A 26,475-nucleotide genomic window follows, 5' to 3' on the forward strand; every position below is an offset into this window, starting at 1 on the left:
GGATTTCCTATTCAGGCAGGTCAGTCGGTTCGGCCGCAACAGCCGCTGTCTGCTTTTGCCGCCAGTCGTCAATGGCGGCGGCGATGCTTGTGTCGTTCAGGGCCAGAATTTGTCCGGCCAGAAGGGCGGCGTTGATGGCGCCGGCCTTGCCAATCGCAAGGGTGCCAACCGGAACACCGCCGGGCATCTGAACGATGGACATCAGGCTGTCCATGCCTTTCAACGCCTTGCTTTCGACGGGAACACCCAATACGGGAACCGGTGTCATGGAGGCCGCCATGCCGGGCAGATGCGCCGCGCCGCCGGCACCGGCGATGATCACCTGAATGCCCCGATCCTTGGCCGTCTTGGCGTATTCCACCAGCCTGTCCGGGGTGCGGTGTGCCGACACAATCTTGCTTTCGAAGGGAATATTCAATTCGGCGAGGGTGTCTGCTGCGTGCTTCATAATGGGCCAGTCGGACTGGCTTCCCATGATAATACCGACGCGCTTGGTGTCCTGACCCATACTCATTCAGCCCCGCTTACTTTTGGGTAAGAAAAGTGTTATATTAAAATGATGGCGGGATTATAGACTTGCCGTTACAGGAAGCAAGTGCGAGATGGCGATCTTTTGCCAGAAAGATTCAACAAAAGGGCCGAGAGAGTTTGATTTATCCGGTTAATAGCGTAAATAGGCGTCAATCGCTTGAATCACGTGAGGTGAAGAGGCGGAAAAACAAGGCTTGCGAGTAGAGTAGATGAAAATTGGACCCGGTAATCGCACGACACGAACGATGCCAGCGCGAGGGGCTACCTCTGCGTCTGCGGCCGCAGCCTATTCAGGGGCGCCGGCGCCCCGGTCTATCGCCGACACCACCTCCATCATGGGGATCCCGGAAACGGAACTGACCCCCAAGGTCAAGGAAGCCATTTTCACACTGATGGAAGAGGTGGACAAACTGCGACACTCCGTTGAAGGATTGAACCGCAGATTGGCCGAAGCCGAGCAGGCCGCCGATCAGGATGTGTTGCTGCCGATCTATAACAGGCGGGCCTTTGTGCGCGAACTGACCCGCGTGCAGGCAACGGTGGAACGCTATAACTCGCCGGGCAGTCTGGTCTATATCGACCTGAACGGTTTCAAGGACATCAATGACAAATACGGCCATCAGGCCGGGGATGCGGTTCTGGCGGAATTTTCAGCAAGACTGATCCACTCCGTTCGTGAAACGGATATTATTGGTCGTCTTGGCGGGGATGAATTTGGCCTGATCCTGTCGCGGACAAATCAGGAATCTGCAACCTTTCTGACAGCGCGCCTGACGCGAGAACTGGAAGAGCGGCCCATCCTCTGGCAGGGGGAGGCGGTGCAGGTGGGGATGGCCTATGGCATTGTCCCGATTGAGCCCGGAAAGAATGCCGAACAGGCCCTGTCCGATGCGGATAGTAAAATGTATGCCCACAAACGCCAGGATCGCTAGTCATCCGGTTTGATAACAGGCGCAGCTTGGCGTCCCTTTCGGCGCTTGCATGAAAGCCTGATACCCTTTTTTCGGAAAGCCGGTGCGGGGCGATAGTGCCTCGGCGGGGCAGATGCAAATCAGGCGATAATGTCTGGCAGCAGGGCGTTTGCCGTCACAAAGATCTGGTCTTTCAGGATCAGCTTGCGTTTCTTCAGGCGCTGCAGCTGGATACTGTTGAAACTGCCTGACTTGATGAGCGCATCAATGGCAAGGTCCAGATCGCGATGCTCTTCCTTAAGCTCGGCCAACCGCTGTTTCAACGCTTCCTGATCGTCAATTGCAGTCATTGTGTCGCATGCCCCGGTTACAAACAAATACGTCCACAAGTATCGATGTTTTGAAACTTGTGATATGAAGTCAGAGAAATTTCCAGTTTAATGCAAACATATTAGCATTTTTTGGAGAGTTGGCATAGATCAAGCGCCATTTTTCTTTTATGGGAAGGTTTGCGGCGCAAGTCAAGGGAGTGGTGTTTTGGCCGTCTATTCGTCTGCCTCCTTTCCGCCGTGTCCGCTCTGGGATTACGCGGTCAAACTGTACAGCAACGAGCCGGTTCAACAGGCCTGCCTCCGGTTGCAGGACCGGTTCGGGCTGGATGTCAATCTTGTGCTCTTTTCGGTCTGGATTGCCGCCAGTGGCCGGGGTCATTTTGCTTCCGGCGAACTGGAAGCCGGAATCGCCATCGGGCAGCAGTGGCAGGAAAATGTGGTCATGCCGCTGCGGGCGCTCCGGCGGTTTTTGAAGCGCCCGCCCAAGGAAGCGGGGATGCGTCTTTCCAGTGACCTTCGGCGGGTTGTCTCGGACAGTGAGCTTTACTCCGAACGGATGGAGCTTCAGATGCTCCACGAAATTGTCGGCGCTCGTCCGGCCACAGGGTCGTTTGACGGATTGGAATGCGCCAATGCGGCGGCCAGCAATCTGGTGTCGTATTTTGCCCTGAGCGATAAGCCGTTGGATGGGGAAGGGCTTGGCTATCTGCAGCAGATTGTTGATGTGGCCTTTCCAGAGACTGTCCCGGATTGGAACAGTCTGACAGGTCGTGCGGCGGGAAGCTAGTCCCGGCCTCCGTCGTTTTCTTGTGATCGGGTGCGGGCATTCTTCAGCCCGTCCCATCGTTCCGCCAGGTTATTCTCAATCGCCAGCAGATCGAGGGTCCGCCCGACGGTGTGATTGACCATGTCGTCAAGGCTGGTCGGGTGCGTATAGAAGGCAGGGACGGGCGGCGCAATAATCGCCCCAAGGTCGGACAGGGTCTTCATGGTGGCAAGATGTCCGGAATGCAGGGGGCTTTCGCGCACCATCAGGACAAGGCGGCGCCGTTCTTTCAGGGCAACATCGGCGGCACGGGTCATCAGGTTGCTGGTGACGCCGGTGGCAATTTCAGACATGGAGCGGATGGAGCAGGGGGCGATGACCATGCCCGCATTGCGGAAGGACCCGGAGGCAATGGCCGCCCCGATATCGGCGATCTTGTAGGATTTTGTAGCCAATGCCCTGACGTCCGACACGGCAAGACCGGTTTCGTGATGCAGGGTCATCTCGCCCGCCTTGCTGATAACAAGGTGGGTTTGCACGCCAAGATCGCGGCAGGCCTCAAGAAGGCGAATGCCGTAAAGGGCGCCGGAAGCCCCGGAAATACCAACGATAAGGTTATGAGTGTTCATTGCCTGTCCGATTTGTCAGAAAAAACCCTGAAAATGGATTGAATCGTATCAATTCCGTTCACATTTCTGTAATATATTAACTGTCAGCAGGCGGGAAACCGCTTGCCTGCCTTTTTAGTAGAGGAGATGCAATATGAGCACAACACAGTATGTCGCACAGTTGACTGAAAAACATCACCGCATAGAAGAAGAAATTCACAAGCAGATGATGCATCCGTCCACCGATCATGTGCACATCACTGAGCTCAAACGGGAGAAGTTGCGTTTGAAGGAAAAAATCGCTGAACTGAACGGCGATCTAAACTGATCGGCGTGATGCCGACACATTAATCTCTCTTTCGAAAAATTGTTTCAACCATGCGCCGGAAGTTTTTTCGGCGCATTTTCCGTTCCGGGGCACAGGGGCGGTGATTGAAGGGGTGCTAATCTGACTGTAATGCCGGGGGGTTAGGTCGCATCCTTTAAAGGGTATCTGAAAACGTAAAATTTAAGGGAATTTATACGGCATTCTTACCTGCTTTTCGTGTGCCCGACACACCATTTTCGAGGCTGTCATTCAGGAATGGCAGAATTGAGGCATCCCCGGTTCGTCAAGCTCTTTTTTTTCCAAATACCCTCTACAATTTGTTGACGGGTGGGTGGGGTTTCTACAATATATAGTGGTTTCCACGGGAATTGAGCGATTTGGGTCAAGAGTGTTGATTCTTGCGAAAATTCACTGTGATACGAAGCATTTTTATGGAATTTTGGTCTGGCGCGTAATTTTTTTTCAAAAAATGACGGGGCTGGACTTTGTGTGAACCAAAGGTCCGGAAGACAGACCGGACAGGCTTGCAGGACGCAAGAGATTGCTGATGACGAAGGGTGAGCAGATGTTGGATACGGTCGAAATGCTGACGGATGTGGTTCAGGTAAAGGACGGCGCGCGGGTTCATGTGGACCATAGTCGCGACGAGAACCTGACCGAGTTTGGCAAGGCTGTTCTTGAAGATCGTTACCTGCTGCCCGGCGAACGGTTTCAGGACTTGTTTGGTCGTGTGGCCAGCGCCTATGGGGCGGATGACGCCCATGCGCAGCGGATTTATGATTACATCAGCCGTCTGTGGTTCATGCCGTCCACCCCGGTATTGAGTAATGGCGGTAGCACCCGTGGTCTGCCGATTTCCTGCTTCCTGAACGAGTCCGACGACAGTCTGGACGGCATTGTCGATCTGTGGACGGAAAATGTCTGGCTGGCCTCCAAGGGCGGCGGGATTGGCAGTTACTGGGGCAACCTGCGGTCCATCGGTGAAGGCGTTGGCGCGGTTGGTAAAACATCCGGTGTTGTGCCGTTCATCCGGGTTATGGACAGCCTGACGCTGGCCATCAGTCAGGGGTCCCTGCGGCGCGGTTCTGCGGCCGTTTACCTGCCGGTGTCCCACCCGGAAATCGAGGAATTCGTTGAAATTCGCCGGCCGACCGGTGGTGACCCGAACCGGAAAACCCCGAACCTGCATCACGGTATCCTGATTTCCGATGACTTCATGCGGGCTGTGGAGGGCGATCTGGAATGGGGACTGACCAGCCCGAAAGACGGCGCGGTCATTCGTAAAATCAGCGCGCGCAGCCTGTGGATCCGTATCCTGACGGCCCGCGTTGAAACCGGCGAGCCCTACATCATTTTCAATGACCGGGTGAACAGCCTGATCCCGGAACATCACAAACTGGCCGGCCTGTCCGTCAAGACATCCAACCTGTGTGCGGAAATCACCCTGCCGACCGGGCGTGACCATCTTGGTCAGGACCGGACCGCCGTGTGCTGCCTGTCCTCCCTTAATCTGGAAACCTATGACCAGTGGAAGGATGACGAGACCTTTATTCAGGATGTGATGCTGTTCCTTGACAACGTTCTGCAGGACTTTATTGACCGGGCCCCGGACAGCATGGAACGGGCCAAATATGCCGCCATGCGGGAGCGGAGCGTGGGCCTTGGCGTCATGGGCTTCCATTCCTTCCTTCAGGCGAAGCGGGTTCCGCTTGAATCCGTCATGGCCAAGGTCTGGAACAAGCAGATTTTCACCCATATCCAGAAACATGTGGATGCGGCCTCCAAGTCGCTGGCGGAAACACGGGGTCCGTGCCCGGATGCGGCTGATTACGGCTTTATGGAGCGTTTCTCCAACAAGACGGCAATCGCACCAACGGCTTCCATCTCTATCATTTGCGGCGGTGCCAGCCCGGGGATCGAGCCGACAGCGGCCAACAGCTACACCCACAAGACATTGTCCGGGTCCTATAACGTGCGCAACCCGCATCTGAAGCGGTTGCTGGCCGAAAAAGGCCATGACGACGAGGATACCTGGAGCTCCATTACCGTGAATGAAGGGTCCGTCCAGCATCTGGATTTCCTGGATGATCACGAGAAGGACGTGTTCAAGACCGCGTTCGAGCTGGATCAGCGCTGGATCATCGAACATGCCGCCGACCGGACACCGATGATCGACCAGTCCCAGTCCGTGAACATCTTCCTGCCGGCCGACGTGCATAAGCGCGACCTGCACCAGATTCACTTCCAGGCATGGAAACAGGGCGTGAAAAGCCTGTATTACTGCCGGTCCAAGTCCATCCAGCGGGCCGAGGTTGTTGCAACCAAGGGTCAGGTTCCCAGTGAATTGCAGGAACTGGTGGACAATGCTGCCGGGGGCAAAAAGCCGCAGTTGGAAGTGGTTGCCTCAACGACAGATTACGAGGAATGTCTGGCCTGCCAGTAAGGCGGGCCGGATTTTCCGGACCTATTCATTCTCCCGACCATTTAAGAATATTCGAGTGATACATGTCTCTTCTTGACGCCAAACCGGTATACAAGCCCTTTTCCTATCCCTGGTGCTACGATGCGTGGTTGATGCAGCAGCAGATCCACTGGTTGCCGGAAGAAGTTCCGCTGGCGGATGACGTAAAGGATTGGCACCAGAACCTGTCCGATGACGAGCGCCACCTGCTGACCCAGATTTTCCGGTTCTTCACCCAGTCCGACATTGAGGTGAACAACTGCTACATGCGGCATTACACCCGTGTCTTCCAGCCAACGGAAGTGCAGATGATGCTAGCCGCTTTCTCCAATATGGAAACCATCCATATCGCGGCCTATTCCCATCTTCTGGACACCATCGGGATGCCGGAAACAGAATATTCCGCCTTCCTCCACTATAAGGAGATGAAGGACAAATACGATTACATGCAGCAGTTCAACGTGGACAACAAGGCTGCCGTTGCCAAGACGCTGGCCGTGTTCGGTGCGTTTACGGAAGGCCTGCAGCTGTTTGCCAGCTTCGCGATCCTTCTGAACTTCCCCCGTCATGGCAAGATGAAGGGCATGGGGCAGATCGTGACATGGTCCGTCCGAGACGAAACCCTGCACTGTAACTCCATCATCAAGTTGTTCAGGACCTTTGTTCAGGAAAACCCGGAAATCTGGGATGAGAATCTGGAACAGGAACTGTATCAGGCTTGCCGCGATATCGTGGAGCATGAAGACGCCTTTATCGATCTGGCCTTCGGCGCCGGAAATATTCAGGGCATGACCGCTGACGAGATCAAGAACTACATCCGTTATATCGCGGACCGTCGTCTTGACCAGTTGGGGCTGTCCCCGATTTACAACATCGGCAAGAACCCGCTGCCGTGGCTGGATGCTATCCTGAACGCGGTTGAGCATACAAACTTCTTTGAGAACCGGGCGACGGAATATTCCAAGGCCGCGACCCGCGGTTCATGGGACGAGGCGTTCAGCTAAAGGCTGCGCGTTCAAGGTCTTCTGCGGAAAATCCGAAAATGGCGGGATCAATCTGGTCCCGCCATTTTTTGTGCCTGTCCCGCAGCGCCTGAACGGCTGTCTGCAGGATATGATCATGATCGAAGGCAAGGGCGGGAGGTGCGGACAGGGGGAACCAGTCCGCTTCAAGAGCGTCATCGGCCGCGCGGACGGTTTGCTTGGCTACGGGGATGATCGAAAGATAGGCCACCGTGATGGTGCGCCCGCGGGGGTCCCGGTCCGGGGCACCAAAGGTGTGAAACTGGGACAGGGTGACATCCTTGAGGCCGGTTTCTTCTTCAAGTTCGCGGCGGGCGGCATGGGCAAGATCCTCGTCCATATCCACAAAACCGCCGGGAAAGGCCCAGCACTGGGCGAACGGATCGAATTTCCGTTTCACAAGCAGAACGGAAAGGGCGCCATCCTTCATTGTGAAGGCGACCACATCCGTGGTGACGGCTGGCCGGGGATAATCGTAGGTAAAGGGCATATGGTGCCTCCAAGGGCCTGCCGGTCTGGTCCGGGCTTGTTGGTCTATCGTGGCGGTCTGTGGTCAGAAAACGCCTTTTTGTCCCGTTGGTCAAGTTTCCGGGGGCAAGAGCGCGGATATCCCGGATTGACGGTTGGCAGGGAATTGATCTAGCCTTTTGGCGGCAATGTTTTCGAAGAAATCAAAAAGATCAACCGCATTGCCAGAGGAGGTCCCGTGTTTAGTCCAAACGCAAGCCCGAGTTCGAGCATCGAGTTTTTCTTTGACTGTTCCAGCCCATGGACATATCTGGCGTTCGAGTCCCTGCAGGAAGTGCATGGACGAAACCCGGAGCTGTCCGTGATGTATCGTCCCGTTCTTGTCGGCGGCGTTTTCAACAGTGTGAACCCATCCGTCTATAACAACCGGGAAAACCCGGTGCCCGCCAAACAGGCCTACGGAAAGAAGGACCTGCAGGATTGGGCGCGGTATGTGGGTATCAAAATTGGTGCGCCGCCGGTGTTCCCGGTCAACAGTGTAAAAGCCATGCGCGGGGCTTTTGTCGCGCTGGAGGAAGGCTGCCTTGTTTCTTATGCGCGGGCTGTGTTCCAGCGGTACTGGGGCGACCTTCAGGACATTTCACAAGATCATGTCCTGACCGATATCGTTCGGGATGTGGGGCTTGAGCCGGAGAACTTTTTCAGCCGGATCACGGAGCAGCGATACAAGGACATGCTGCGGGACAGTACAGAGGAATTGATCCGCCGCGGCGGCTTTGGATCGCCGACCCTGTTCCTGAACGGGGATGACATGTATTTCGGCAATGATCGTTTGCCGCTGGTTGAGGCAAAAGTGAGGGGCGAGGGATGATTGACCTTTATTACTGGCCGACCCCGAACGGCTGGAAAATATCCATCGCGCTGGAGGAAATGGGGCTGGATTATACGGTCAAGCCGGTCAATATCGGGCGCGGCGAGCAGTTTGACCCGGAGTTCCTGAAGATCAGCCCCAACAACCGTATGCCGGCCATTGTCGATCATGATCCGCCCGGCGGCGGAGCGCCGGTATCCGTGTTCGAGACCGGAGCGATCCTGATCTATCTGGCAGAGAAAACCGGGCGCTTCATGCCAACGGACCTGCGGGGCCGTATGACGGTGATCGAGTGGGTCATGTGGCAGATGTCGGGACTGGGGCCCATGCTGGGGCAGAACGGGCATTTCAAGTTCTACGCCCCGGAGACGCTGCCCTATGCGCAGGAGAGATATGGAAACGAGGTGTTGCGACTGTTCGGTGTCATGGATCGCCGATTGGAAGGGCGGGACTATCTGTGTGATGAGTATTCCATCGCGGATATGGCGTGCTGGCCGTGGGTCATCACCTATAAAAAGCAGGAAATAGATCTGGATCAGTTCCCCCATGTGCGGGCCTGGTATGACCGTCTGAAGGTCCGCCCTGCCTTGCGCCGGGGATATATGGTTGGCCGGGAACTGGGCAAGCCCAGCGGAAAATGGGATGAGGAGGCGCGCAAGAACTTGATGCCGAACCCGACCCTTCCCCAGAAAACGGATTGAGGTGCCGGGCTGTTTTTATGGTGGACTTGAGGGGCAGGGAAATGGCAATAGACTGGAGAGCGCACATGATTTGCCAGACCCTCCCGTCCGAATGGGGGAAAGGCATACCGTTGCCGACAGCTAGAAGGCCCAGCAATTGAAGTCATGCCGATGAAGCCAAGTGGTTCAGTAGTTCGTGAACCGTCTGTCCCTCAAAAGGGGGACATCGCCATGGAGGCGCAGTTTCTTGCGTCTTTTTCCAGTATTCAGCAATGCGCAGACCGGACTGATTTTCCCGCGATTGTTTTGCAGGAACTGAACATCCTGATGGGGGGACGCCTTGCGGAGCCGGGGGCTTTTTGTCAGGGGCCGGATGATCCGCACCTACCGTCTTTTCTTGGCGATGTGGCCCAAACGGTTTTCGAGACCGGTATGCCCTATTGGCGGGACAGGCTGGCCCTTCTGGCATTGCCGGGGCGAAAAGGGGTGAACGGCCTTTTATACGTTCCCCTTGCCGCCCCCTTGAGCCGGGCAGACCAGATTTCCTTCAATATTTTCGCGGAAACGGTCGGGCATTGTTTCGATATGCTGTTGCATCTGGAAAGAACGCGGGAACTGGCCTATCGGGATAGCCTGACGGGGCTTGGCAACCGGGTGAGGTTCCGAAAGGAAATCCAGCGGGTGATCGACAGCCCTGTCCGGGGTGATGATGGGAATGACAGGGGAACACCCCTTCAGTTTGCGGTGGTCCAGTTTGTTCTGGATCACCTGCCGGAACTGAACATCGCCCTTGGTCATGCGGCGGGGGACCGGCTGTTGCTGAATACGGCGGCCCGGTTGCGGCGGGCCTTTCCGGCGGCCATCGCCCTTGCCAGAACATCAGGGGACGGGTTTGGTGTCTGTGTGCCCTATGAGACGGATCACGAACTGGCCCTGATCCCGGAACAGATCAACGGCTTGTTCGGGGGCGGGTCCGGTGAGGGGATGTTCCTGCCCCATCTTGAGCCCCGGATCGGGATTACCTGTTACCCGGAAGACGGGCGCGATGCTGACAGCCTGTGGAAGAATTCCAATATCGCGCTGGCCCACAGCAAGGGACCGGAACAAAAGAATTTCAGTTTCTATGACAACCGGATTGAAGAGCAAATTCACGCCCGCGTGCATATGAGCAATTCCCTTCGGCATGGCATTGCCGATAACCGGTTTTCCCTTCACTATCAACCCAAGGTGTGCCTGCAATCCGGGAGCATGAGGGGGGTGGAGGCGCTGCTTCGCTGGCAGCGCGAGGACGGCACACCGGTTCCGGCCAAGACCTTCGTTCCGCTGGCCGAGGCATCGGGCCTGATCGACCCCATCAGCGAATGGGTGTTGAAAGAGGCCTGCCGGCAGAGGGCGGTCTGGCTTGCAAACGGGCTGGCAGGGTTCCCGGTTGCGGTGAATATTCCGGCGTCACAGCTTCAACAGAGCGAGTTTGTGGATCAGGTCAGGCAGGCATTGGCGGCAGCGGACCTGCCGCCGGACCTACTGGAAATAGAACTGACTGAAAGTGTGGTTATGGAAAACCGCCAGCAGGTCATGACCAATATGCGCCAGTTGTGTGATCTTGGGGTGTGCTTTTCCATTGATGACTTTGGGACGGGTTACTCGTCGCTCAGCTATCTGACCCATTTACCGGCATCGGTCCTGAAAATAGACAAGTCCTTTGTGGACGGGGTTTTATCCCGTGCCGACAATGCCACCATTACCCGATCCATCATTGCCCTTGGCAATAACCTTGGGATGCGGGTTCTGGCCGAAGGGGTCGAAACGCGGGAGCAGGTGGCCTTCATGAAGGCGGCCGGATGCCTTGAGGCGCAAGGTTTTGTTTTCTCAAAACCCGTTGCGCCCGAATACATCCCCGAGATGGCAGGGGAAGGGTATTTCAGCCTTTAGGCGACGCCGCCGGTTTTTGACCCATTCGTTTCATCCGGCAGGACCTTGCCGGGGTTCATGATCCCCTGCGGATCAAGGGCTGCCTTGATTTTCCGCATCATGTCAATCTCGACGGCCTGTTTGTAGCGGGGCAGGTCGTTTTTCTTCATTCGGCCAATCCCGTGTTCAGCACTGATGCTGCCCCTGAAAGAGGCGGCGATGTCATGGACGGTGCGGCTGACTTCTTCCCATTTGCCAAGGAACTCCTGCTTGTCCATCCCTACGGGTTGAAGGGGGTTATAGTGCAGGTTGCCATCCCCGATATGGCCGAAGGTGACGGGCCTGAAGCCGGGAACAACCTTGTCCACGGCCTCGTCCGCCGCCTTGATGAAGTCGGGGATTTTTGAGACCGGGACGGAAATGTCATGCTTGATGCTGCCGCCTTCCGGTTTCTGCGCCCCTGAAATTTCCTCGCGCAGCATCCACAGGCGTTCCTGTTGGGCGATGCTGTCCGGGATGATGGCATCCAGCACAACCCCGGCCTCGAACCCTTCTTCAAGAATGCTTTCCATCAGGCCTTTCAGATCGGGGGTCGCGCTGGAGGACAGCTCGACCAGAATTTGCCAGTCATAGGGGGCGGGCATGGGATCGGTAAAGTCGGGAACATGCCGCACCACCAGATCGATGGCGATGCGGGGGATCAGTTCAATGGCGGTCACCTGATCACCGCTGAGGCGGCGGGCCAATCCAAGGAAAGAGACCGCCGCAGCCGGATCGGGAATGGCGATCATGGCCACCTGCTGATAGCGGGGGCGGGGATACATTTTGACGACAGCGCCGGTGATAATGCCAAGCGTGCCTTCCGCCCCGATGAACAATTGTTTCAGGTCATATCCCGTATTGTCCTTTCTGAGGCTGGTCAGGCCATCCCAGACCTGCCCATCCGGCAGCACGGCCTCGATCCCGAGAACCTGTTCGCGGGTGTTCCCGTAATGGAGGACCTGAACCCCCCCGGCATTGGTCGAGATATTGCCGCCGATCTGGCAGCTTCCTTCCGAGCCGATCCGAAGCGGGAACATGAAGCCATGTTCCTCGGCGACCTTTTGCAGGTCGGCAAGGATACAGCCCGCATCCACGGTCAGGGTGCCGCTGCCCGCATCGACATCGCGAACCTTGTTCATGCGCCGCAGGGACAGGATCAATTCGTCCCCGCCGTCAAAGGGAATGGACCCACCGACAAGGCCCGTATTGCCCCCTTGGGGGACGATGGGCGTTCCGGTTTCGGCGCACAGGCGGACAATTTCGGCGACCTGTTCGGTACTGTCGGGCAGAGCGATGGCAAGGGCCTTCCCCTGATATTTGTCACGCCATTCCGTCAGAAAACCGCCCATATCCTTTTCGTCCGTGATCAGGCCTTTGGGGCCGACGATGGCCGCCAGCTTTTCAATGAATGACATGGCTTTTTATCCTTCTTGTTCTGGTCTTGGGGCCGCAGCGCGGCGCAGGCGATCATTGATGGCCACACCCAGCCCGACCTCTGGGATCGGGGCGACGGCAATGGATGTGTATCCCTTGCTGTCCAGCAGGTGCAGGGCGGAAAACAGGTTGGCTGTCGCCTCTGTCAGGTTGCCGGACGCACTGAGATTGAGGGTGGAGAGGGCCTCATATTCCGGCCCGAAGCCGAGAAAGGCCTCGTCCTCATTTTGCTTGTCGGTCGCATTCAGGCGAACCGGGCAGGACGGGGCATAATGGCTGAGCAGCATACCCGGGCTGGTGATCTTGCCATCGGGACGGGGGGCTTGAACGGGGCCGACCTCGGCCTCCAGCATTTCCTGTGTCACCCCGCCGGGGCGGAGCAGAACCACACCGTCTTCGCCAAAGCCGATGACCGTGCTTTCGACCCCGATGCGACAGGGGCCGCCATCCAAGATCACGCTGACCTTGTCCCCAAGGCCGTCGGCCACATGCCGGGCGGTGGTGGGGCTGATCTGACCCGAAGGATTGGCGCTGGGCGCTGCAAGGGGGCGCTGACAGGTGCGCAAAAGATCAAGCGCCAGCGGGTGGGCCGGAACCCGTACCGCCAGTGTATCAAGGCCCGCGCTGGCAAGGCGGGACACCGTGCAATCCTTACGCCGGGGCAGGACCAGTGTCAGGGCGCCGGGCCAGAATTTCCGGGCCAGTGATTCTGCCAGTTCGCTGAACAGGACGTGGTTTTTCGCGGTTTCCAGATCGGGCACATGGATAATCAGCGGGTTGAAGCTGGGGCGGCCCTTGGCCTCGAAAATCTTGGCGACGGCCGTATCGTTTGTGGCGTCGGCACCCAGCCCGTAGACGGTTTCCGTAGGGAAGGCAACGAGTTCACCGGCATGAATGGCCCGACTGGCTTCGGTCAGGCTTTCAGGGGAGGGAGTTCTGATGTTTTTGTGTTCTGGCATACCGCTACATTAACCTTCATCAGGGCCGGCTCCAATACCGTTAAAGGCATTGAATTCGCTTTTTTTTGTCGTGCGGGATATGGCATAACGACAATAGATTGACTAGGCAAATTGATTGAAGGGATATTTCAATGGGCGAATATGTTGCTCCGCTCAAGGACATGCGTTTTGTTCTGAACAACATTGTAGACCTTGAGGGGTTGTCGCAGATCGATACATTTTCACATGCGGAAAGTGATGTGGTCGATGCGGTACTGGAAGAGGCTGCGAAACTTTCCGGAAATGTGCTGTCGCCGCTGAACTGGTCGGGGGACCAGGAAAAGACATCGGTCAAGGATGGCGTGGTAACGTCTCCTGCAGGATGGCGCGATGCTTACCAGCAGTTTGCCGAAGGGGGATGGAACGGCATTTCTGCACCGGAGGAATTCGGCGGCGGCGGTATGCCGCAGGCGGTTTCCCTTGCCACCGTTGAAATGTGGAATTCGGCCAACCTTGCGTTTGCCCTTTGCCCGTTGCTGACGCAGGGCGCCATTGAATCCCTGATCGCCCACGGCACCGAGGAACAGAAGAACAAGTATCTGGAAAAGCTGGTCACCGGGGAATGGACTGCGACCATGAACCTGACCGAAAGCCATGCGGGTTCCGATGTGGGGGCACTCCGGACCAAGGCCGAACCGGCAGAAGACGGAAGCTGGCGGATCAGCGGCCAGAAGATTTTCATCACTTACGGTGAACATGAACTGGCTGAAAATATTATTCATCTGGTCCTCGCCAGAACACCGGGGTCCCCTGCAGGGACGAAGGGGATTTCCCTGTTCATCGTGCCGAAATATCTGGTTAACGACGATGGAAGCCTCGGAGAGCGCAACGATCTGCAATGCGTTTCCCTTGAAGAGAAAATCGGTATTCATGCCAGCCCGACCGCCGTCATGTCCTACGGGGATAACGGCGGTTGCATCGGTTATCTGATCGGCGGCGAAAATAACGGCATGGCCTGCATGTTCACCATGATGAACAATGCCCGCCTTGGCGTCGGGACGCAGGGCCTTGCCATTGCGGAACGGGCTTACCAGAAGGCCGTTGAATACGCGCTGGAACGCCGTCAGGGTCGTGCGGTTGGTACCCCGAAGGGGGAAAGTGCCCCCATCGTGCGTCATGCGGATGTGCGGCGGATGCTGATGACCATGAAGTCCCAGATCGAGGCCATGCGCTGTCTGATCTACCTGAACGGTGAGAGCCTGGACAAGGGGCATAATCACCCCGATCCGGCCACCCGGCAGAGCGCGCTTGATCTGGCTGAACTGCTGACCCCGCTGTCCAAGGCATGGTCCACCGATTTGGGTGTTGAACTGTCCTCGACAGCGGTCCAGATTCACGGCGGCATGGGTTTCATCGAAGAAACCGGTGTGGGCCAGTTTTACCGGGATTCCCGCATCCTGCCCATTTACGAGGGTACCAACGGTATTCAGGCGCTTGATCTGGTCGGACGCAAGCTGGCCCTGCGGGGCGGGGAGCCGGTCCGGAACCTGCTGAGCGAGATGGCGCACTATGCCGAGGAGATGCGTGGCAACGACGAAGGGTTGAACGGTATTGCCCGCCAACTGGACGCTGCCGTCACGGCCCTGAAGGACGCGACCGACTGGATGTACAGCAATGCGCCGAATGATCCCAATGCGGCACCGGCCGGCGCAACGCCGTATCTTCGCATGTTTGCCACAACCGTTGGCGGGTATCTGCTGGCGAAATCCGCCGTCAAGGCCCGCACACTTCTGGATGCGGGAGACAGCGATACGGACTTCCTGAACGGCAAGATCACAACAGCGCGCTTCTTTGCGGCGCAGATCCTGCCGCAGGTGGCAGGGTTGCTGGGGCCGGTTACGGAAGGCGCTGATCTTCTGTTTGCCATTGACGAGAACAACCTTGTCGCCTCTTGAGGGCGGCTTTGGTTGACGTGAAGGTCAAGCATCCTCATATTAGGAGGAGCAGGTGTGTGGCGGCCAAGGCCGCCACAGCCGTTTGAGACGGGACAAAAAAATGAAAAAACAAGAAATAAGCTACCCGCTTGGAACCCGACCCGGTGACGGTGAGGTTCTGGAAGTTACCGAAGGCGTCTTGTGGGTTCGTATGCCCATTCCTTTCAAGGGACTTGATTTCATCAACCTGTACCTGATCGAGGATGATCAGGGCTGGACCATGGTGGATTCCGGTTTCAGGTCGCAAAAGATCAAGGACCTGTGGGAAGAAGTGTTTGCCAATCACCTGAAGGGGAAGCCGGTAAACCGGTTAATCTGCACCCATTTCCACCCGGATCACATGGGGCTGGCCGGATGGGTGTGTGAGCGCTGGAATATTCCGCTGCATATGACTTTCGGGGAATGGACGTTCGGGCGGATGCTGTATCTGGAATGTGCCCCCGAAGTGCCGGATCAGGTGATCGATTTCTATACCCGCATCGGGTTCACGGAAACCATGCTGGACAGGGTGAGGGCGCAAGGGTTCGGCAATTTCCAGAAGGCGGTTCATGAACTGCCTGTCGGGTTTGGTCGGCTTGAACATGATGATATCCTGACCATTGGCGGGTCTGACTGGCAGGTTCGCGTTGGCCGGGGGCATTCCCCGGAACATGCCTGCTTGTATAACGAGGAAAAAAATATCCTCATCTCCGGCGATCAGGTCCTGCCCCGGATCACGCCCCATATCGGGGTCTATCCGGCGGAGCCGCAGGGAAACCCGCTGCGCAAGTTCCTGGACAGTATCGATATTTTCGAGACCCTGCCCGAAGATGTACTGGTCTTGCCTGCCCATAATGATGTATTCGTGGGCCTGCATAATCAGCTATCTTATTACCGGGATCATCATCAGGAACGTCTGGCGCGGTTGAAAGCCGCCTGTAGTTCACCAAAATCGGCCCTTGACCTGCTGCCTGTGCTGTTCGATCGGGAACTGTCTGAAAAGGACATGTCCCTTGGAATCGCAGAGGGGCTGGCTCATTGCCATTATCTGGTCGGAACAGGAGAGCTGGAGAGGACCGTCGGGGATGACGGTGTCTGGCGCTTTCTGTGTTGCAAGGAAGCCCGGTCAAAAGTTGCTTGAAAAACAAAAATAAAAAAGGAGAAAAGCGATGACAGATCATTTGCTTGTAGAAAAAAGTAACGGCATTGCCACCCTGACCATGAACCGTCCCGAGGTTCGGAACGCCCTGTCCCTTGAAATGCGTGAGGAACTGTTCCGCCAGATGGTGGCACTGGAAACCGATGATACGGTTCGCTGTATTGTGATCAAGGGCGCCGGTGAACATTTCATGGCAGGCGGCGATGTGAAAACCTTTGCCGAACTGGTGAAAACCCATTCCGGCGAAGAACGCCAGAAAATGTTCGAGGCCCGCATCCATAACCTCAGCCCGACAATCTTTGCCATGCGCCGGATGGAAAAGCCGATTATTGGTGCTGTTCAGGGCGGGGCCGCCGGTTTCGGTCTGAGCCTTGCCATGGCCTGCGACCTTGTCGTCGCGGCGGACAATGCGTTTTTCACCATGGCCTATGTCAATATCGCGACAACGCCGGATGGGTCCGGGACCTATTCCCTGCCGCGCATGGTGGGTTTGAAAAAAGCCATGGAAATTGCCATGCTGGGCGACCGGTTTGATGCCGAGGAAGCCTATCGTCTTGGATTGGTAAACAAGGTTGTACCGGTTGCGGACATGGAAGGGGAAACAGCCCGGTTGGCCCGCCGCTTGGCAAATGGCCCGACCGTGGCGATCGGACGCACCAAGAAGCTGTTGCAGGCATCCTTGAATAACAGCCTGGAAACGCAACTGGCGCTGGAAGCCGAGAATTTTGCAGCCTGTGCAGTAACCGATGACTGGGCAGAGGGCGTAACCGCCTTTGCCGAGAAAAGGAAGACTGAATTTAAGGGAAAATAACACTTAACTGATGAGGTGAGGAATGACTGATCTATCCGGTAAAACACTTTTTATCACGGGGGCCAGTCGCGGTATTGGCCTTGCGATCGGAAAACGGGCGGCACAGGATGGCGCCAACGTTGTCATCGCGGCAAAGACAGCCGATCCTCACCCCAAGTTGAAGGGAACCATCTATACGGCGGCCGAAGAGATTGAGGCCGCCGGTGGCAAGGCCCTGCCTCTGGTGGTGGATGTTCGCGACGAGGACATGGCGGAAAAGGCCATGAAACAGGCTGCGGACACGTTCGGCGGGATTGATATTCTGGTAAACAACGCCTCCGCCATCAGTTTGACGGGAACGCTTGAAACCCCCATGAAGCGATATGACCTGATGCATCAGGTCAATGTCCGCGGGACGTATCTGTGTTCCCAGAAGGCAATCCCCTATCTGAAGAACGCGGATAATGCCCATGTTCTCAACCTTTCCCCACCCCTGAATTTCGAGGACCGCTGGTTCAAGCCGCATGTGGCCTATAGCATGGCCAAATACGGCATGAGCCTGTGTGTTCTGGGGATGGCGGCGGAGTTCAAGAAGACCGGTATTGCCTTCAACGCCCTGTGGCCGAAAACCGCGATCGATACGGCGGCCATGGATATGATTGGCGGCAACCGCGTCAACAAGCTGTGCCGGAAGCCGGAGATCATGGCCGATGCGGCCCATGTGATCCTGACCAGCAAGGCCCGCGAGTTCACGGGCCAGTTCTGTGTGGATGAGGAAATCCTGCAGGCCGTCGGTGTTACCGATTTTTCCATTTACCGGCATGAGGGTATCAAGGAAGAGGAACTGCTTCCTGATTTCTTCCTCTAGGAAGCGGGCATTTGAGATTAAAAAAAAAGGCTGCCGAAGGGCAGCCTTTTTTGTGTTCTTATGCGGCCTGTTTCAGGCCGAGGCGGTTCCACACATCTTTCAGGGCGACCACCAGTTCCGCCATCATGTCATCCGTATGCAACGGGGATGGGGTGATGCGGAGGCGTTCCTCGCCGCGGGGGACCGTCGGGTAGTTGATCGGCTGGATATAGATCCCATACTCTTCCAGCAGCATGTCACTGGCCTGCTTGCAAAGGGCCGCATCATAAACCATGACCGGCACAATATGGGTCGGAGTTTGCAGGACCGGCAGCCCGGCTTCTGCCAGCAGGCGTTTCAAGGTGGCAGCCCGTTCCTGATGGGCGTCCCGTTCAGCCTGACTGTCTTTCAGGTGTCGGACACTGGCCACCGCACCGGCGGTAATGACCGGGGGCAGGGAGGTGGTAAAGATGAAGCCGGACGCGTAGGAGCGGATGGCATCAACGATATTCTTACTGGAGGTGATGAAGCCCCCAACAACACCAAAGGCCTTGCCCAGCGTTCCTTCCATGATGGTCAGGCGATCCATCAGGCCTTCGCGTTCCGCGATGCCGCCGCCCCGTGCACCATACAGGCCAACGGCGTGGACTTCGTCCAGGTAGGTCATGGCGTTGTATTTGTCCGCCAGATCACAAAATTCCCGGATCGGGGCAATATCCCCATCCATGGAATAAACGGATTCGAAGGCAATGACCTTCGGCCGGGACGGGTCGATTGTTTTCAGCTTGGCTTCCAGATCGGCCACATCATTGTGACGGAAGATCATTTTCTCGCAGCCGGAATGCCGCACCCCATCAATCATGGAGGCGTGGTTCAACTGATCGGACAGGATCACCGCGTTGGGAAGCAGCTTGCCGAGGGTGCTAAGGGTCGCATCGTTGGAGACAAAACCGGATGTAAAGACAAGGGCGGCTTCCTTGCCGTGCAGGTCCGCCAGTTCCCGTTCCAGTTCGCAGATCATGTGCGTATTGCCGGAAATGTTCCGGGTTCCGCCAGCGCCAGCGCCGTATCGGACCAGAGCATCCTGCATGGCATCCAGAACCTTGGGGTGCTGGCCCATGCCCAGATAGTCGTTGGAACACCAGATGGTGATTTCCGAACAACCGTCATCGGTAAATTTGGTTGCTCTCGGGAAGTTGCCGGCATGGCGTCCGAGTTCTGTGAATACCCGATATCTTTGTTCGTCTTTCAGGTCCTTGATCGCCTGACCGAACACTTCGTCATAATTCACAGCCATGTTATCCCTATCCTCTTACGCTCGGCATGGTATATTATACTTTAATGATAAAATAATCATTAAAATTGAATACCGATTATACCCCTACTTTGGCAAGGGACAAAAGGTCGCATAAATCCGATTTCCCGAACCCGGAGGGGTTCGGTAGTCGATACCGGAACCCTTAATGAGACATCAGGGTCGGTAAATCGCACTTGTCGAGAACCTCTCCCGTGACGGCGCCAAGGAACAGCCGGCGAAGCTGGCTTCGGGTATAGGCTCCCATGACAACCAGATCCGCATCACATTTGTGGGCTTGGGTCATCAGGGATTCGGCTGTCGTCCGCCCGCTGGTTCCGTGTATTTTGCAGGAGTTGGCCGCCACCCCATGCAGGGCGAGATATTTTCGGGCCTCATCGGGATTGATATCCTCGTCCAGATCATCCACGGCGCAGATCAGCATGACCCGTTCCGCTGCTTTCAGGAAGGGAAGGGCATGGGTAATGGCCCGGCTGCTTTCAACGGACCCGTTCCAGGCGACCGCGATGCGCTTGCCAAAATCATCGCCGATGGTTTCGCTGACGATCAGGACCGGGCGCCCGGTTTCCCGGAGGGCCGCATTGAGGACAAGGCTGTTGCTGGTATTTTCGTCCGTGGAGACCTTGCACATGACGATCAGGTCGAAAAGCCGTCCCACGGAAAGCAGAACATCTTCCCGGTTGCCGATCCGCACATCAAATTCGGCGGTGACGGTTTCCGGGGTGCCGAAAACGGGGTTGTCCGTAATCTCGATCTTTTGTTCCTGACAAATCTCGTTGAACAGGGACAGTGCGGCGTTTTTGCGGGTCTCGCCATCCTTTTCCGCCATGTCGATAACGCTTTCGATCATGGCAGAGGTCATGCCTTCGCCGACAAAGGCTGCGGCGGAGCGGGGATCCAGTTTGACATGCAGGGCCACCACATGGGCCCCAATGCGCCGTGCAACCTTGAGGGCGCTGGTCAGGGCCGCCGTGTCGCAAAAACTGTCGGAACCGGAAAGGGGTACGAGTATTGTTCTCAGGGACATGTTCGCCTCATAAGGAATTGATCCTTATAATATAACGCTAAAAGGGTAACACGAATAGGGGTTTATCCACTTTTCTGTTGCAAGGCGGGTTGGTTGGGCGGTGTGGGCAACTGATTTGATCGTCGCCATGCCCCAAGGTACAGGGACAGGGCAGTGCCAAGCCCGAAGACCGCAAGGCCAAGTGCCACCAGATACAGAATGTGCTGGAACTCCGCCCCGCGATATTCAGCGAGATAGGTACCAATTCCGGCGGCAATAAATAATCGGGCAAGCCCGGCCACAACCGGCCATATGACAGTGTGCGCCCCTTGCGAAGCAAAATAGAGGGACAGTCCCAACCCGAAGAACGCATAGGCCGGACCCACCACAGCCTGATACTCGGCCGTGAAGCGGAAGACGTCCGGGTCCGTGGTGAACAGGCCAGCCCAGCTTTGCGGCCACAGGGCGACAGTAACGCCAATGGTGCCGCAGATTGCGGCAGCGATCAGGCCTCCGGTCCAGCCAACCCGCTCGGCGCGGCGGACCTGTCCTGCCCCCATATTGGCGCCGACGAAGGAAATCATGGCGGCACCAATGCCGAAGACGATCGGGATCAGGATAAACTCAAGGCGGGCCCCGATGCCAAAGCCCGCAATGGCGGTTTCACCATAGTTGGAAACGATCCGGGCAATAAGCAGGATGGACGATACGGTCAGGAAGGGGTTGAGGGCGGCAACCGCGGCAACCCGGGCAATGCTGACAGCCAGCGGACGGGACCATCCCATATGATGCCGGGACAGGGTGATCCCTGATTTCCCCGACAGCAGGCGGACCCCCAGAAAAACACAACCAAAACCAAAGGCAATCAGGGTGCCAAACGCAATCCCCCGTATCCCGAGAGAGGGGATGCCGAACCAGCCAAGGCTCAATGCTCCTCCGGCGAAGGTCTGAAGGGTGGCCATCAGGATCATGCCGACTGCGGGCGAGCGCATGTCGCCAGCACCGCGCAGGAGGCTGCTGAGGGTGTTGAACAGCCACACCAGCAGGATGCCGGAAAACAGCACCGAGATATAATCCATGGTTTCCTTCAGGTTGTCGCCCGACGCCCCGAAGGCGGTGAAGATAACCTCGCCGAAAATCAGGAAAACGGCCGTAAAGAAAGCGGAGGCAAGACAGGCAAAGCCAATGGCGTGCCAGACGATCTGCAGCGCGCGATCCCTGTCATTGGCCCCGAGGGAGCGGGCAACGGATGCGGCAACCACCCCGCCAATGGACCCGGAACTCAGCATCTGCATCAGCATGGCCATGGGAAAGGCGAAGGCAAAACTGGCCAGTGTGGCAGTGCCCAACTGTCCCGCATACCACATTTCAGCCATGGCAACGACCGAGGAGGCAAGGAAGCCAAGGGTGTTGGGGGCGGCCATTTTCAAAAGCGGCCAGGCGATCGGACCAGACAGAAGGGCAGAAAGACGATCGGAACGCGGGGCGGGCGGTGAGGCCGGCTGGGAGGGGGAGGAGGGGGTATGGACCATGTGCTGGACTCTTGTAAGTTTTAAAAGTGAACTTAAAAGTAAGTCTAAAATTTGAACCTGTCAAACTGTTCCGATATACTGGCGCTTCGGCAAGCCCCAACGGAGGGTCCAATGAAGTGGCAGGAATTAAACTCGGAAAGATGCTCGATCGCACGGGCCCTTTATGTGGTAGGGGACCGGTGGACTATTCTGGTGTTGCGCGAATGCTATCGCGGCGTCACCCGGTTTGACAAATTCGAAAGCCGCCTGAAAATTCCCCGGCGCATCTTGTCTGAACGCCTGAAAAAACTGGTGGAAGAGGGGCTTCTGGTGAAAGAGCAATACCAGAACCACCGTCTCCGGTTTGATTATCTTCTGACCGACAAGGGGTGGGAACTGAGGCCGGTCTTGCTGTCCCTGCTGGCGTGGGGAGACAAATACCTTGCCGAGGGAGAGCCGCCCATGTCCCTGCGTCATGAGGCTTGCGGGCATGTGACCGTTCCGGCGCTGGTCTGTTCCGCCTGCGGTGAGCCGGTTGATCCGCGAGAGATCAAATCCTTTCCCACCCACAAGGCTGCCCCCAAGACAGAGGCTGGCTAGGGGCGGACGCCCTCGCCAACGGCCGCCAGTGCATTTTGCAGGGTCTGTTCCGGGGTGCCATTGCCGTCTACCTGTTGCCAAAGAACCGTTTTTTTTGACAATTTCTGAAGCTGCTGTTCCAGAATGGCAACGGTCGCATCCGAGGCGTCCCGGCGGCGCCCCTCGATACGGGCGGCCATCACCTCGGGCCGAACCGAAAGCCACAGGCCGGTAAAGGGAACTCCGCAATCAACGGCAAGCTGCTGGAAGGCTTTCTGGTCTTCCGGGCGGTCCGAAACCGCATCCATGATAACGGAATGACCGGTGGCCAAGGTCTGGCGGGCAATGGCCTTCATGGTATCGTAAACCTGTTCCGACATTTCGGGGGTGTAGGCCGTCTGGGGCATGGGTGTATAGTCGTCCCAGCCGATCAGCAGGCGCCGGATCACGTCGCTGCGGATATGAACGGCGCCGGGCGCCGCCCCGATCCGCGGTGCAAGGGCGCGGGACAGGGTTGACTTGCCGCTGCCTGACAGGCCCCCCACAGCCACCAGTGAGGGCGGCGGCGGGGACAGATAGGCCGATGCGTCTTCAAGTAACTGCCGGGTCTGTTGGCGGAGGGCCTGAAAGTCGTCCGGTTGTTCCGACTGGCCGGCGCGGGCCGCTGCCACATGGGTACGAATGCCGGCCCGCATGGCAAGATAGAAGGGCAGCAGCTTCAGGGCCGCCAACTCATCCGGTTTTGTCAGCCAGCCGATCTTGGCCAGATAGCGATTGAAAATGCGATTGGCGGCATCGGGATAGCATTTGTCGATCAGGTCCATCAGCAGGAAGGACAGGTCGTACAGAATGTCTGAAATGACAAATTCGTCCAGATATTCAATGGCATCGAAGGGAAGCGGGGTGTCATCAAGGACACAGATATTCTGCAGATGCAGGTCCCCGTGGCCAAAGCGGACCCAGCCGCATTCAACCCTTTGCCGGAAGGCTTCCGCATGCTGTTCCGCCCTCCTGTAGAGGGTGTCTCGGAACTGTTCAGCCTTCCCTTTATCGAGGATATGGGAGCAGAAATCATCAAGTTGGACAAAGTTGCGGGTGATCACATCCTTGAAATCGGGGGCGTCTTCCGGGGCGCTGACTTTCTGCGCCTTCCGGTGCAGGCTGACGATCGCGTCGGTCAACTTGTCCGTCAGGATATCGTCAATGCCTTGCCGGGCGGCATATTCATCAAGGCGAGCGCCCGCGGGGAAGCGCCGCATCCTGACGAGCCAATCAAGGGCCGCGCCAGACCCATCCAGTTCTACATCCCCGTTGTCGTTCAGTGTGACTTTCAGCAAACCCAGATAGAGTTGCGGTGCTGTGCGACGATTATAGTCCAGCTCCCGCCCGGAAAAATAGTGGCGCAGGTCCGGCGTGCTGTAATCCATATGCCCGAACAGCACCGGCTTTTTCATCTTGATGGCATGATGGCGACCAAGAAGGACCGTCGCCCCGTGGGTTTCGATCCTTGAAATATCCTCTGCTGTGCTATCAGGCCCATCCCATGCCGGGTTTTGGGTCAGGCCTTCAAGCAATTGTTTCTGCCGGGCGGCCTGTTCTTCCAGAGAGGGCGTCGTGGTCATCGACCGGTTATTCCTGTCCTTGGGCGGTGGCGTTCTGGTGCGCTGCCTGCAACAGGTGTTCCGGTGCCGGGTCCTGATGGATGATGGCCTCGGCATCGGGGTACAGGGCCATGACCCGCATTTCCACATCCTCGGAAATGGCGTGGGCCTCGGTCAGGTTCATGGTCGGGTCCAGATCAATATGCATCTGGATGAAGATATTCTGGCCGGAACGCCGGGTCCGAAGGTCGTGAACGCCAAGGACTTGCGGGTTTTCGCAAGCGGTCTCGATAATCTTTTCCCGTTCCTCGTCCGGCAGTTCCTCGTCCATCAGGTCGGCGAAGGAGGTGCGGACAATGCTCCAGGCGTTGTAGATGATGAAGACGGCGATCCCCATGGCGAACAGCCCGTCCGCATAATGCCAGCCAAGATTGGCGGACAGGAACAGGGCGATGATAACGCTGATATTGACCAGAACGTCCCCCGCATAATGCAGGGAATCAGCGGAAATGGCGACGGAGCGCGTCCGCCGGATCACGTAGCGCTGATAGGACACCAGTGCCAGGGTCAGCACAATGGAAATGACCATGACAGTCATCCCGATGTCGCTGGCGGAAACCGGTTTCGGATGCAGTAGCCGTTCCGACGCCTGCAGCAGCAGGAAGATCGCGGAGCCCACAATGAAGGCGGCCTGAAACAGTCCGGCCAGTGCCTCAGCCTTGCCGTGTCCGAAACGGTGATCCTTGTCCGCAGGCACAAGGGCATGGCGAACCGCCAGCAGGTTGACCAGGGAGGCCCCCAGATCCAGCATGGAATCCACAAGGGTGGATAGCATGGAAACGGAGTCTGTGCGCCAGTAGGCCCACAGCTTGATCAGGATCAGCAACAGCGCCACGGTGACTGCCGCATAGGTCGCGCTTTTCATCAACGTGCCATTGCTGGGGCCGTCCTGCTGAGGCCCGGAAGCAGGGGATGTGGAATGCATTTTTACTGATCCTTACGGACTATGGGTAACAGATTACGGAGTTACGGGTACAAAACGGCTTCGGTCCAGCCTTGCTCTGTCCGGGTGTATTGTCGCCTTTCATGCAGGCGGAACGGCTTGTCTTTCCAGAATTCGATCCGGTTCGGGATAACCCGGAACCCGGACCAGTATTCCGGCCGGGGGATCGTGCCAACCGCATATTTGGCGGCATATTTGGCGACGGCGGCCTCAAGCGTGAAGCGCCCTTCCATGGGACGGGATTGTTGGCTGGCCCACGCGCCGATCCGGCTGTCACGGGCGCGGGAATTGAAATAGCTGTCCGCTTCCTCGTCCGAGACAACCTCGATATCGCCTTCCACGCGAACAACCCGCCGCAGGGATTTCCAGTGGAAACACAGGGCTGCCTTGCGGGTGGCCAGAAGTTCCCGGCCTTTCTGGCTTTCGAAGTTGGTGTAGAAGGTGAAACCCCGTTCGTCGACCTCTTTCAACAGCACCATCCGGACGGAGGGCTGGCCTTCCTCGTTCACGGTTGCCAGAGACATGGCATTGGCATCGTTCAGCTCTGATTTTTCGGCCTCTTTCAGCCAGCTTTCAAATTCCTCAATCAGGTCGGATGTCTGTTTCACACTCATGTCACGCGGCTCGTCATAAAGTCAGAGAACTGTTGAGGGTCAATTTAACCGTGCGCTTCCCCGATGTCGACATCTGTCTTAATCGGGCCACAAAGTTGTGGAATTTAAAGTTTGAATTATTCTGTAAAACTGTGATTTGCTCATCTATATTGGTTAAAAGTCGTGTTTCCGAACAGTTTCTGGCACGATCAGTAGGATAGCGGGATTAAAAAGGATTGAAGCCATGGTTACGTCTAAGACACTTCTCGCGGGTGCTGTTGCCATCACCCTTGCGGTTTCCGGTTGCGCCTCGCAACAGAACAACCCGAAGCAGGCCGGCGGTGCAGTTATCGGCGGTATCGGCGGTGCGTTGCTGGGGTCCATGTTCGGGTCCGGAACCGGCCGGTTGGCGGCAGTTGCCGCAGGGACGCTGGTTGGTGCCATGATCGGTCAGGAGGTTGGGCGGTCACTGGATGCGGCTGACCGGGCTGCCATTGATCGGGCCGAGCGCCGCGCGACGACCGCGCCCGTGGGTGAAACCATCAAGTGGAACAACCCAGACAGCGGCAATTCCGGAACCATTACGCCGGTGCGCGACGGACAGGATACACGGGGTCGGTATTGCCGGGAATTCCGTCAGACAATTGAAGTTGGCGGGAAACTGGAAGAAGGGTATGGTACAGCCTGTAGACAGGAAGATGGCTCCTGGCAAATTATGACCTGATGCCCAAAAACCTGGTCCCCGGCCTGCGGTCTGGTTCGGGGGCAGGGTGACACTGGACAACTGAACTGTTA

The 26,475-nt window shown here is 57.1% G+C and carries 26 protein-coding genes; 14 read left to right on the plus strand and 12 right to left on the minus strand.

The features are described from left to right. Window positions 1–7: 7 nt before the first annotated feature. Entirely contained in the window at window positions 8–514 is a 507-nt protein-coding gene (purE, locus tag FQB27_RS08950; RefSeq protein ID WP_206374477.1) for a 5-(carboxyamino)imidazole ribonucleotide mutase, read from the minus strand. Between the two features lie 226 nt (window positions 515–740). On the opposite strand from purE, the gene FQB27_RS08955 reads away from it, so the two are divergent. Beyond that, entirely contained in the window at window positions 741–1,463 is a 723-nt protein-coding gene (locus FQB27_RS08955; RefSeq protein WP_169560642.1) for a GGDEF domain-containing protein, read from the plus strand. Window positions 1,464–1,582: 119 nt separating this feature from the next. On the opposite strand, the gene FQB27_RS08960 is transcribed toward FQB27_RS08955, so the two are convergent. Then, window positions 1,583–1,792: a YdcH family protein gene (locus FQB27_RS08960; RefSeq protein WP_169560644.1), complete on the minus strand. Its 210-nt coding sequence runs from the start codon at window positions 1,790–1,792 to the stop codon at window positions 1,583–1,585. 187 nt (window positions 1,793–1,979) lie between these two features. Between FQB27_RS08960 and FQB27_RS08965 the strand changes: the two genes are divergently transcribed. Then, a complete protein-coding gene (locus tag FQB27_RS08965) occupies window positions 1,980–2,561 on the plus strand; it encodes a TIGR02444 family protein (RefSeq protein ID WP_169560646.1) in 582 nt (193 codons plus the stop codon). Here FQB27_RS08965 and FQB27_RS08970 read toward each other — a convergent pair. Beyond that, on the minus strand, window positions 2,558–3,169 hold the full coding sequence (locus tag FQB27_RS08970; protein WP_169560648.1) for a UbiX family flavin prenyltransferase: 612 nt from the start codon (window positions 3,167–3,169) through the stop codon (window positions 2,558–2,560). The genes FQB27_RS08965 and FQB27_RS08970 overlap by 4 nt on opposite strands. A 133-nt stretch (window positions 3,170–3,302) precedes the next feature. On the opposite strand from FQB27_RS08970, the gene FQB27_RS08975 reads away from it, so the two are divergent. From FQB27_RS08975 to FQB27_RS08985, 3 genes are all read left to right on the plus strand, one after another. Further along, the gene (locus tag FQB27_RS08975; protein WP_169560649.1) at window positions 3,303–3,476 is read left to right on the plus strand and encodes a YdcH family protein; all 174 of its coding nucleotides are present in this window, start codon (window positions 3,303–3,305) and stop codon (window positions 3,474–3,476) included. A 547-nt stretch (window positions 3,477–4,023) separates the two neighbouring features. Next, the gene (locus FQB27_RS08980) at window positions 4,024–5,919 is read left to right on the plus strand and encodes a ribonucleoside-diphosphate reductase subunit alpha (protein WP_206374479.1); all 1,896 of its coding nucleotides are present in this window, start codon (window positions 4,024–4,026) and stop codon (window positions 5,917–5,919) included. Window positions 5,920–5,981: 62 nt separating this feature from the next. After that, on the plus strand, window positions 5,982–6,941 hold the full coding sequence (locus FQB27_RS08985; protein WP_169560650.1) for a ribonucleotide-diphosphate reductase subunit beta: 960 nt from the start codon (window positions 5,982–5,984) through the stop codon (window positions 6,939–6,941). Here the strand turns inward: FQB27_RS08985 and FQB27_RS08990 are convergent. Further along, window positions 6,934–7,449: an NUDIX domain-containing protein gene (locus tag FQB27_RS08990; protein WP_169560652.1), complete on the minus strand. Its 516-nt coding sequence runs from the start codon at window positions 7,447–7,449 to the stop codon at window positions 6,934–6,936. The two genes, FQB27_RS08985 and FQB27_RS08990, sit on opposite strands and share 8 nt — an antisense overlap. Window positions 7,450–7,665: 216 nt before the next feature. Between FQB27_RS08990 and FQB27_RS08995 the strand changes: the two genes are divergently transcribed. The 3 genes from FQB27_RS08995 (at window position 7,666) to FQB27_RS09005 (ending at window position 10,910) form a co-directional block, all read left to right on the plus strand. Beyond that, window positions 7,666–8,298: a 2-hydroxychromene-2-carboxylate isomerase gene (locus FQB27_RS08995; RefSeq protein ID WP_284347821.1), complete on the plus strand. Its 633-nt coding sequence runs from the start codon at window positions 7,666–7,668 to the stop codon at window positions 8,296–8,298. Continuing rightward, window positions 8,295–8,999: a glutathione S-transferase N-terminal domain-containing protein gene (locus tag FQB27_RS09000; protein WP_169560654.1), complete on the plus strand. Its 705-nt coding sequence runs from the start codon at window positions 8,295–8,297 to the stop codon at window positions 8,997–8,999. The genes FQB27_RS08995 and FQB27_RS09000 overlap by 4 nt, the downstream gene beginning before the upstream one ends. A gap of 210 nt (window positions 9,000–9,209) precedes the next feature. After that, window positions 9,210–10,910: a putative bifunctional diguanylate cyclase/phosphodiesterase gene (locus FQB27_RS09005; protein ID WP_169560656.1), complete on the plus strand. Its 1,701-nt coding sequence runs from the start codon at window positions 9,210–9,212 to the stop codon at window positions 10,908–10,910. Here FQB27_RS09005 and FQB27_RS09010 read toward each other — a convergent pair. Both FQB27_RS09010 and FQB27_RS09015 read right to left on the minus strand, forming a co-directional pair. Next, a complete protein-coding gene (locus FQB27_RS09010; RefSeq protein ID WP_169560658.1) occupies window positions 10,907–12,346 on the minus strand; it encodes an FAD-binding oxidoreductase in 1,440 nt (479 codons plus the stop codon). The two genes, FQB27_RS09005 and FQB27_RS09010, sit on opposite strands and share 4 nt — an antisense overlap. A 6-nt stretch (window positions 12,347–12,352) precedes the next feature. Then, window positions 12,353–13,324 carry an L-threonylcarbamoyladenylate synthase gene (locus FQB27_RS09015; RefSeq protein WP_169560660.1) on the minus strand — a complete coding sequence of 324 codons (972 nt, stop codon included), beginning with the start codon at window positions 13,322–13,324 and terminating at the stop codon, window positions 12,353–12,355. Window positions 13,325–13,455: 131 nt separating this feature from the next. Here FQB27_RS09015 and FQB27_RS09020 point away from each other — a divergent pair, with 131 nt between their 5' ends. From FQB27_RS09020 to FQB27_RS09035, 4 genes are all read left to right on the plus strand, one after another. Continuing rightward, window positions 13,456–15,258, plus strand: coding sequence for an acyl-CoA dehydrogenase (locus FQB27_RS09020; protein WP_169560662.1), 1,803 nt, complete (start codon window positions 13,456–13,458; stop codon window positions 15,256–15,258). 100 nt (window positions 15,259–15,358) lie between these two features. Beyond that, the gene (locus FQB27_RS09025; protein WP_169560664.1) at window positions 15,359–16,417 is read left to right on the plus strand and encodes an MBL fold metallo-hydrolase; all 1,059 of its coding nucleotides are present in this window, start codon (window positions 15,359–15,361) and stop codon (window positions 16,415–16,417) included. Window positions 16,418–16,445: 28 nt separating this feature from the next. Then, on the plus strand, window positions 16,446–17,246 hold the full coding sequence (locus FQB27_RS09030; RefSeq protein ID WP_169560666.1) for an enoyl-CoA hydratase/isomerase family protein: 801 nt from the start codon (window positions 16,446–16,448) through the stop codon (window positions 17,244–17,246). Window positions 17,247–17,268: 22 nt separating this feature from the next. Further along, window positions 17,269–18,093, plus strand: a complete 825-nt coding sequence (locus FQB27_RS09035; protein WP_169560667.1) for an SDR family oxidoreductase — start codon at window positions 17,269–17,271, stop codon at window positions 18,091–18,093. A 58-nt stretch (window positions 18,094–18,151) separates the two neighbouring features. On the opposite strand, the gene hemA is transcribed toward FQB27_RS09035, so the two are convergent. From hemA to FQB27_RS09050, 3 genes are all read right to left on the minus strand, one after another. Beyond that, on the minus strand, window positions 18,152–19,369 hold the full coding sequence (hemA, locus tag FQB27_RS09040) for a 5-aminolevulinate synthase (protein ID WP_169560669.1): 1,218 nt from the start codon (window positions 19,367–19,369) through the stop codon (window positions 18,152–18,154). Between the two features lie 163 nt (window positions 19,370–19,532). Continuing rightward, complete coding sequence (locus FQB27_RS09045; protein ID WP_169560671.1) at window positions 19,533–20,414, minus strand: universal stress protein; 882 nt, start codon at window positions 20,412–20,414, stop codon at window positions 19,533–19,535. Between the two features lie 62 nt (window positions 20,415–20,476). After that, window positions 20,477–21,925: an MATE family efflux transporter gene (locus FQB27_RS09050; RefSeq protein WP_169560673.1), complete on the minus strand. Its 1,449-nt coding sequence runs from the start codon at window positions 21,923–21,925 to the stop codon at window positions 20,477–20,479. A 111-nt stretch (window positions 21,926–22,036) separates the two neighbouring features. Here FQB27_RS09050 and FQB27_RS09055 point away from each other — a divergent pair, with 111 nt between their 5' ends. After that, the gene (locus FQB27_RS09055) at window positions 22,037–22,504 is read left to right on the plus strand and encodes a winged helix-turn-helix transcriptional regulator (protein ID WP_169560675.1); all 468 of its coding nucleotides are present in this window, start codon (window positions 22,037–22,039) and stop codon (window positions 22,502–22,504) included. On the opposite strand, the gene FQB27_RS09060 is transcribed toward FQB27_RS09055, so the two are convergent. Genes FQB27_RS09060 through pdxH form a run of 3 tightly spaced genes read right to left on the minus strand, consistent with a single transcriptional unit; the run spans window position 22,501 to window position 25,701 of the window. Continuing rightward, window positions 22,501–24,105, minus strand: a complete 1,605-nt coding sequence (locus FQB27_RS09060; RefSeq protein ID WP_169560676.1) for a bifunctional aminoglycoside phosphotransferase/ATP-binding protein — start codon at window positions 24,103–24,105, stop codon at window positions 22,501–22,503. The two genes, FQB27_RS09055 and FQB27_RS09060, sit on opposite strands and share 4 nt — an antisense overlap. Window positions 24,106–24,112: 7 nt before the next feature. Then, window positions 24,113–25,069, minus strand: a complete 957-nt coding sequence (locus FQB27_RS09065) for a cation diffusion facilitator family transporter (RefSeq protein WP_169560678.1) — start codon at window positions 25,067–25,069, stop codon at window positions 24,113–24,115. A 41-nt stretch (window positions 25,070–25,110) separates the two neighbouring features. After that, entirely contained in the window at window positions 25,111–25,701 is a 591-nt protein-coding gene (pdxH, locus tag FQB27_RS09070; protein WP_169560680.1) for a pyridoxamine 5'-phosphate oxidase, read from the minus strand. Window positions 25,702–25,924: 223 nt separating this feature from the next. On the opposite strand from pdxH, the gene FQB27_RS09075 reads away from it, so the two are divergent. Continuing rightward, entirely contained in the window at window positions 25,925–26,404 is a 480-nt protein-coding gene (locus FQB27_RS09075) for an RT0821/Lpp0805 family surface protein (RefSeq protein ID WP_169560682.1), read from the plus strand. Window positions 26,405–26,475: the final 71 nt, after the last annotated feature.

The sequence above is a fragment of the Sneathiella chinensis genome, assembly GCF_012720115.1.
GTDB classification, from domain to species: domain Bacteria; phylum Pseudomonadota; class Alphaproteobacteria; order Sneathiellales; family Sneathiellaceae; genus Sneathiella; species Sneathiella chinensis.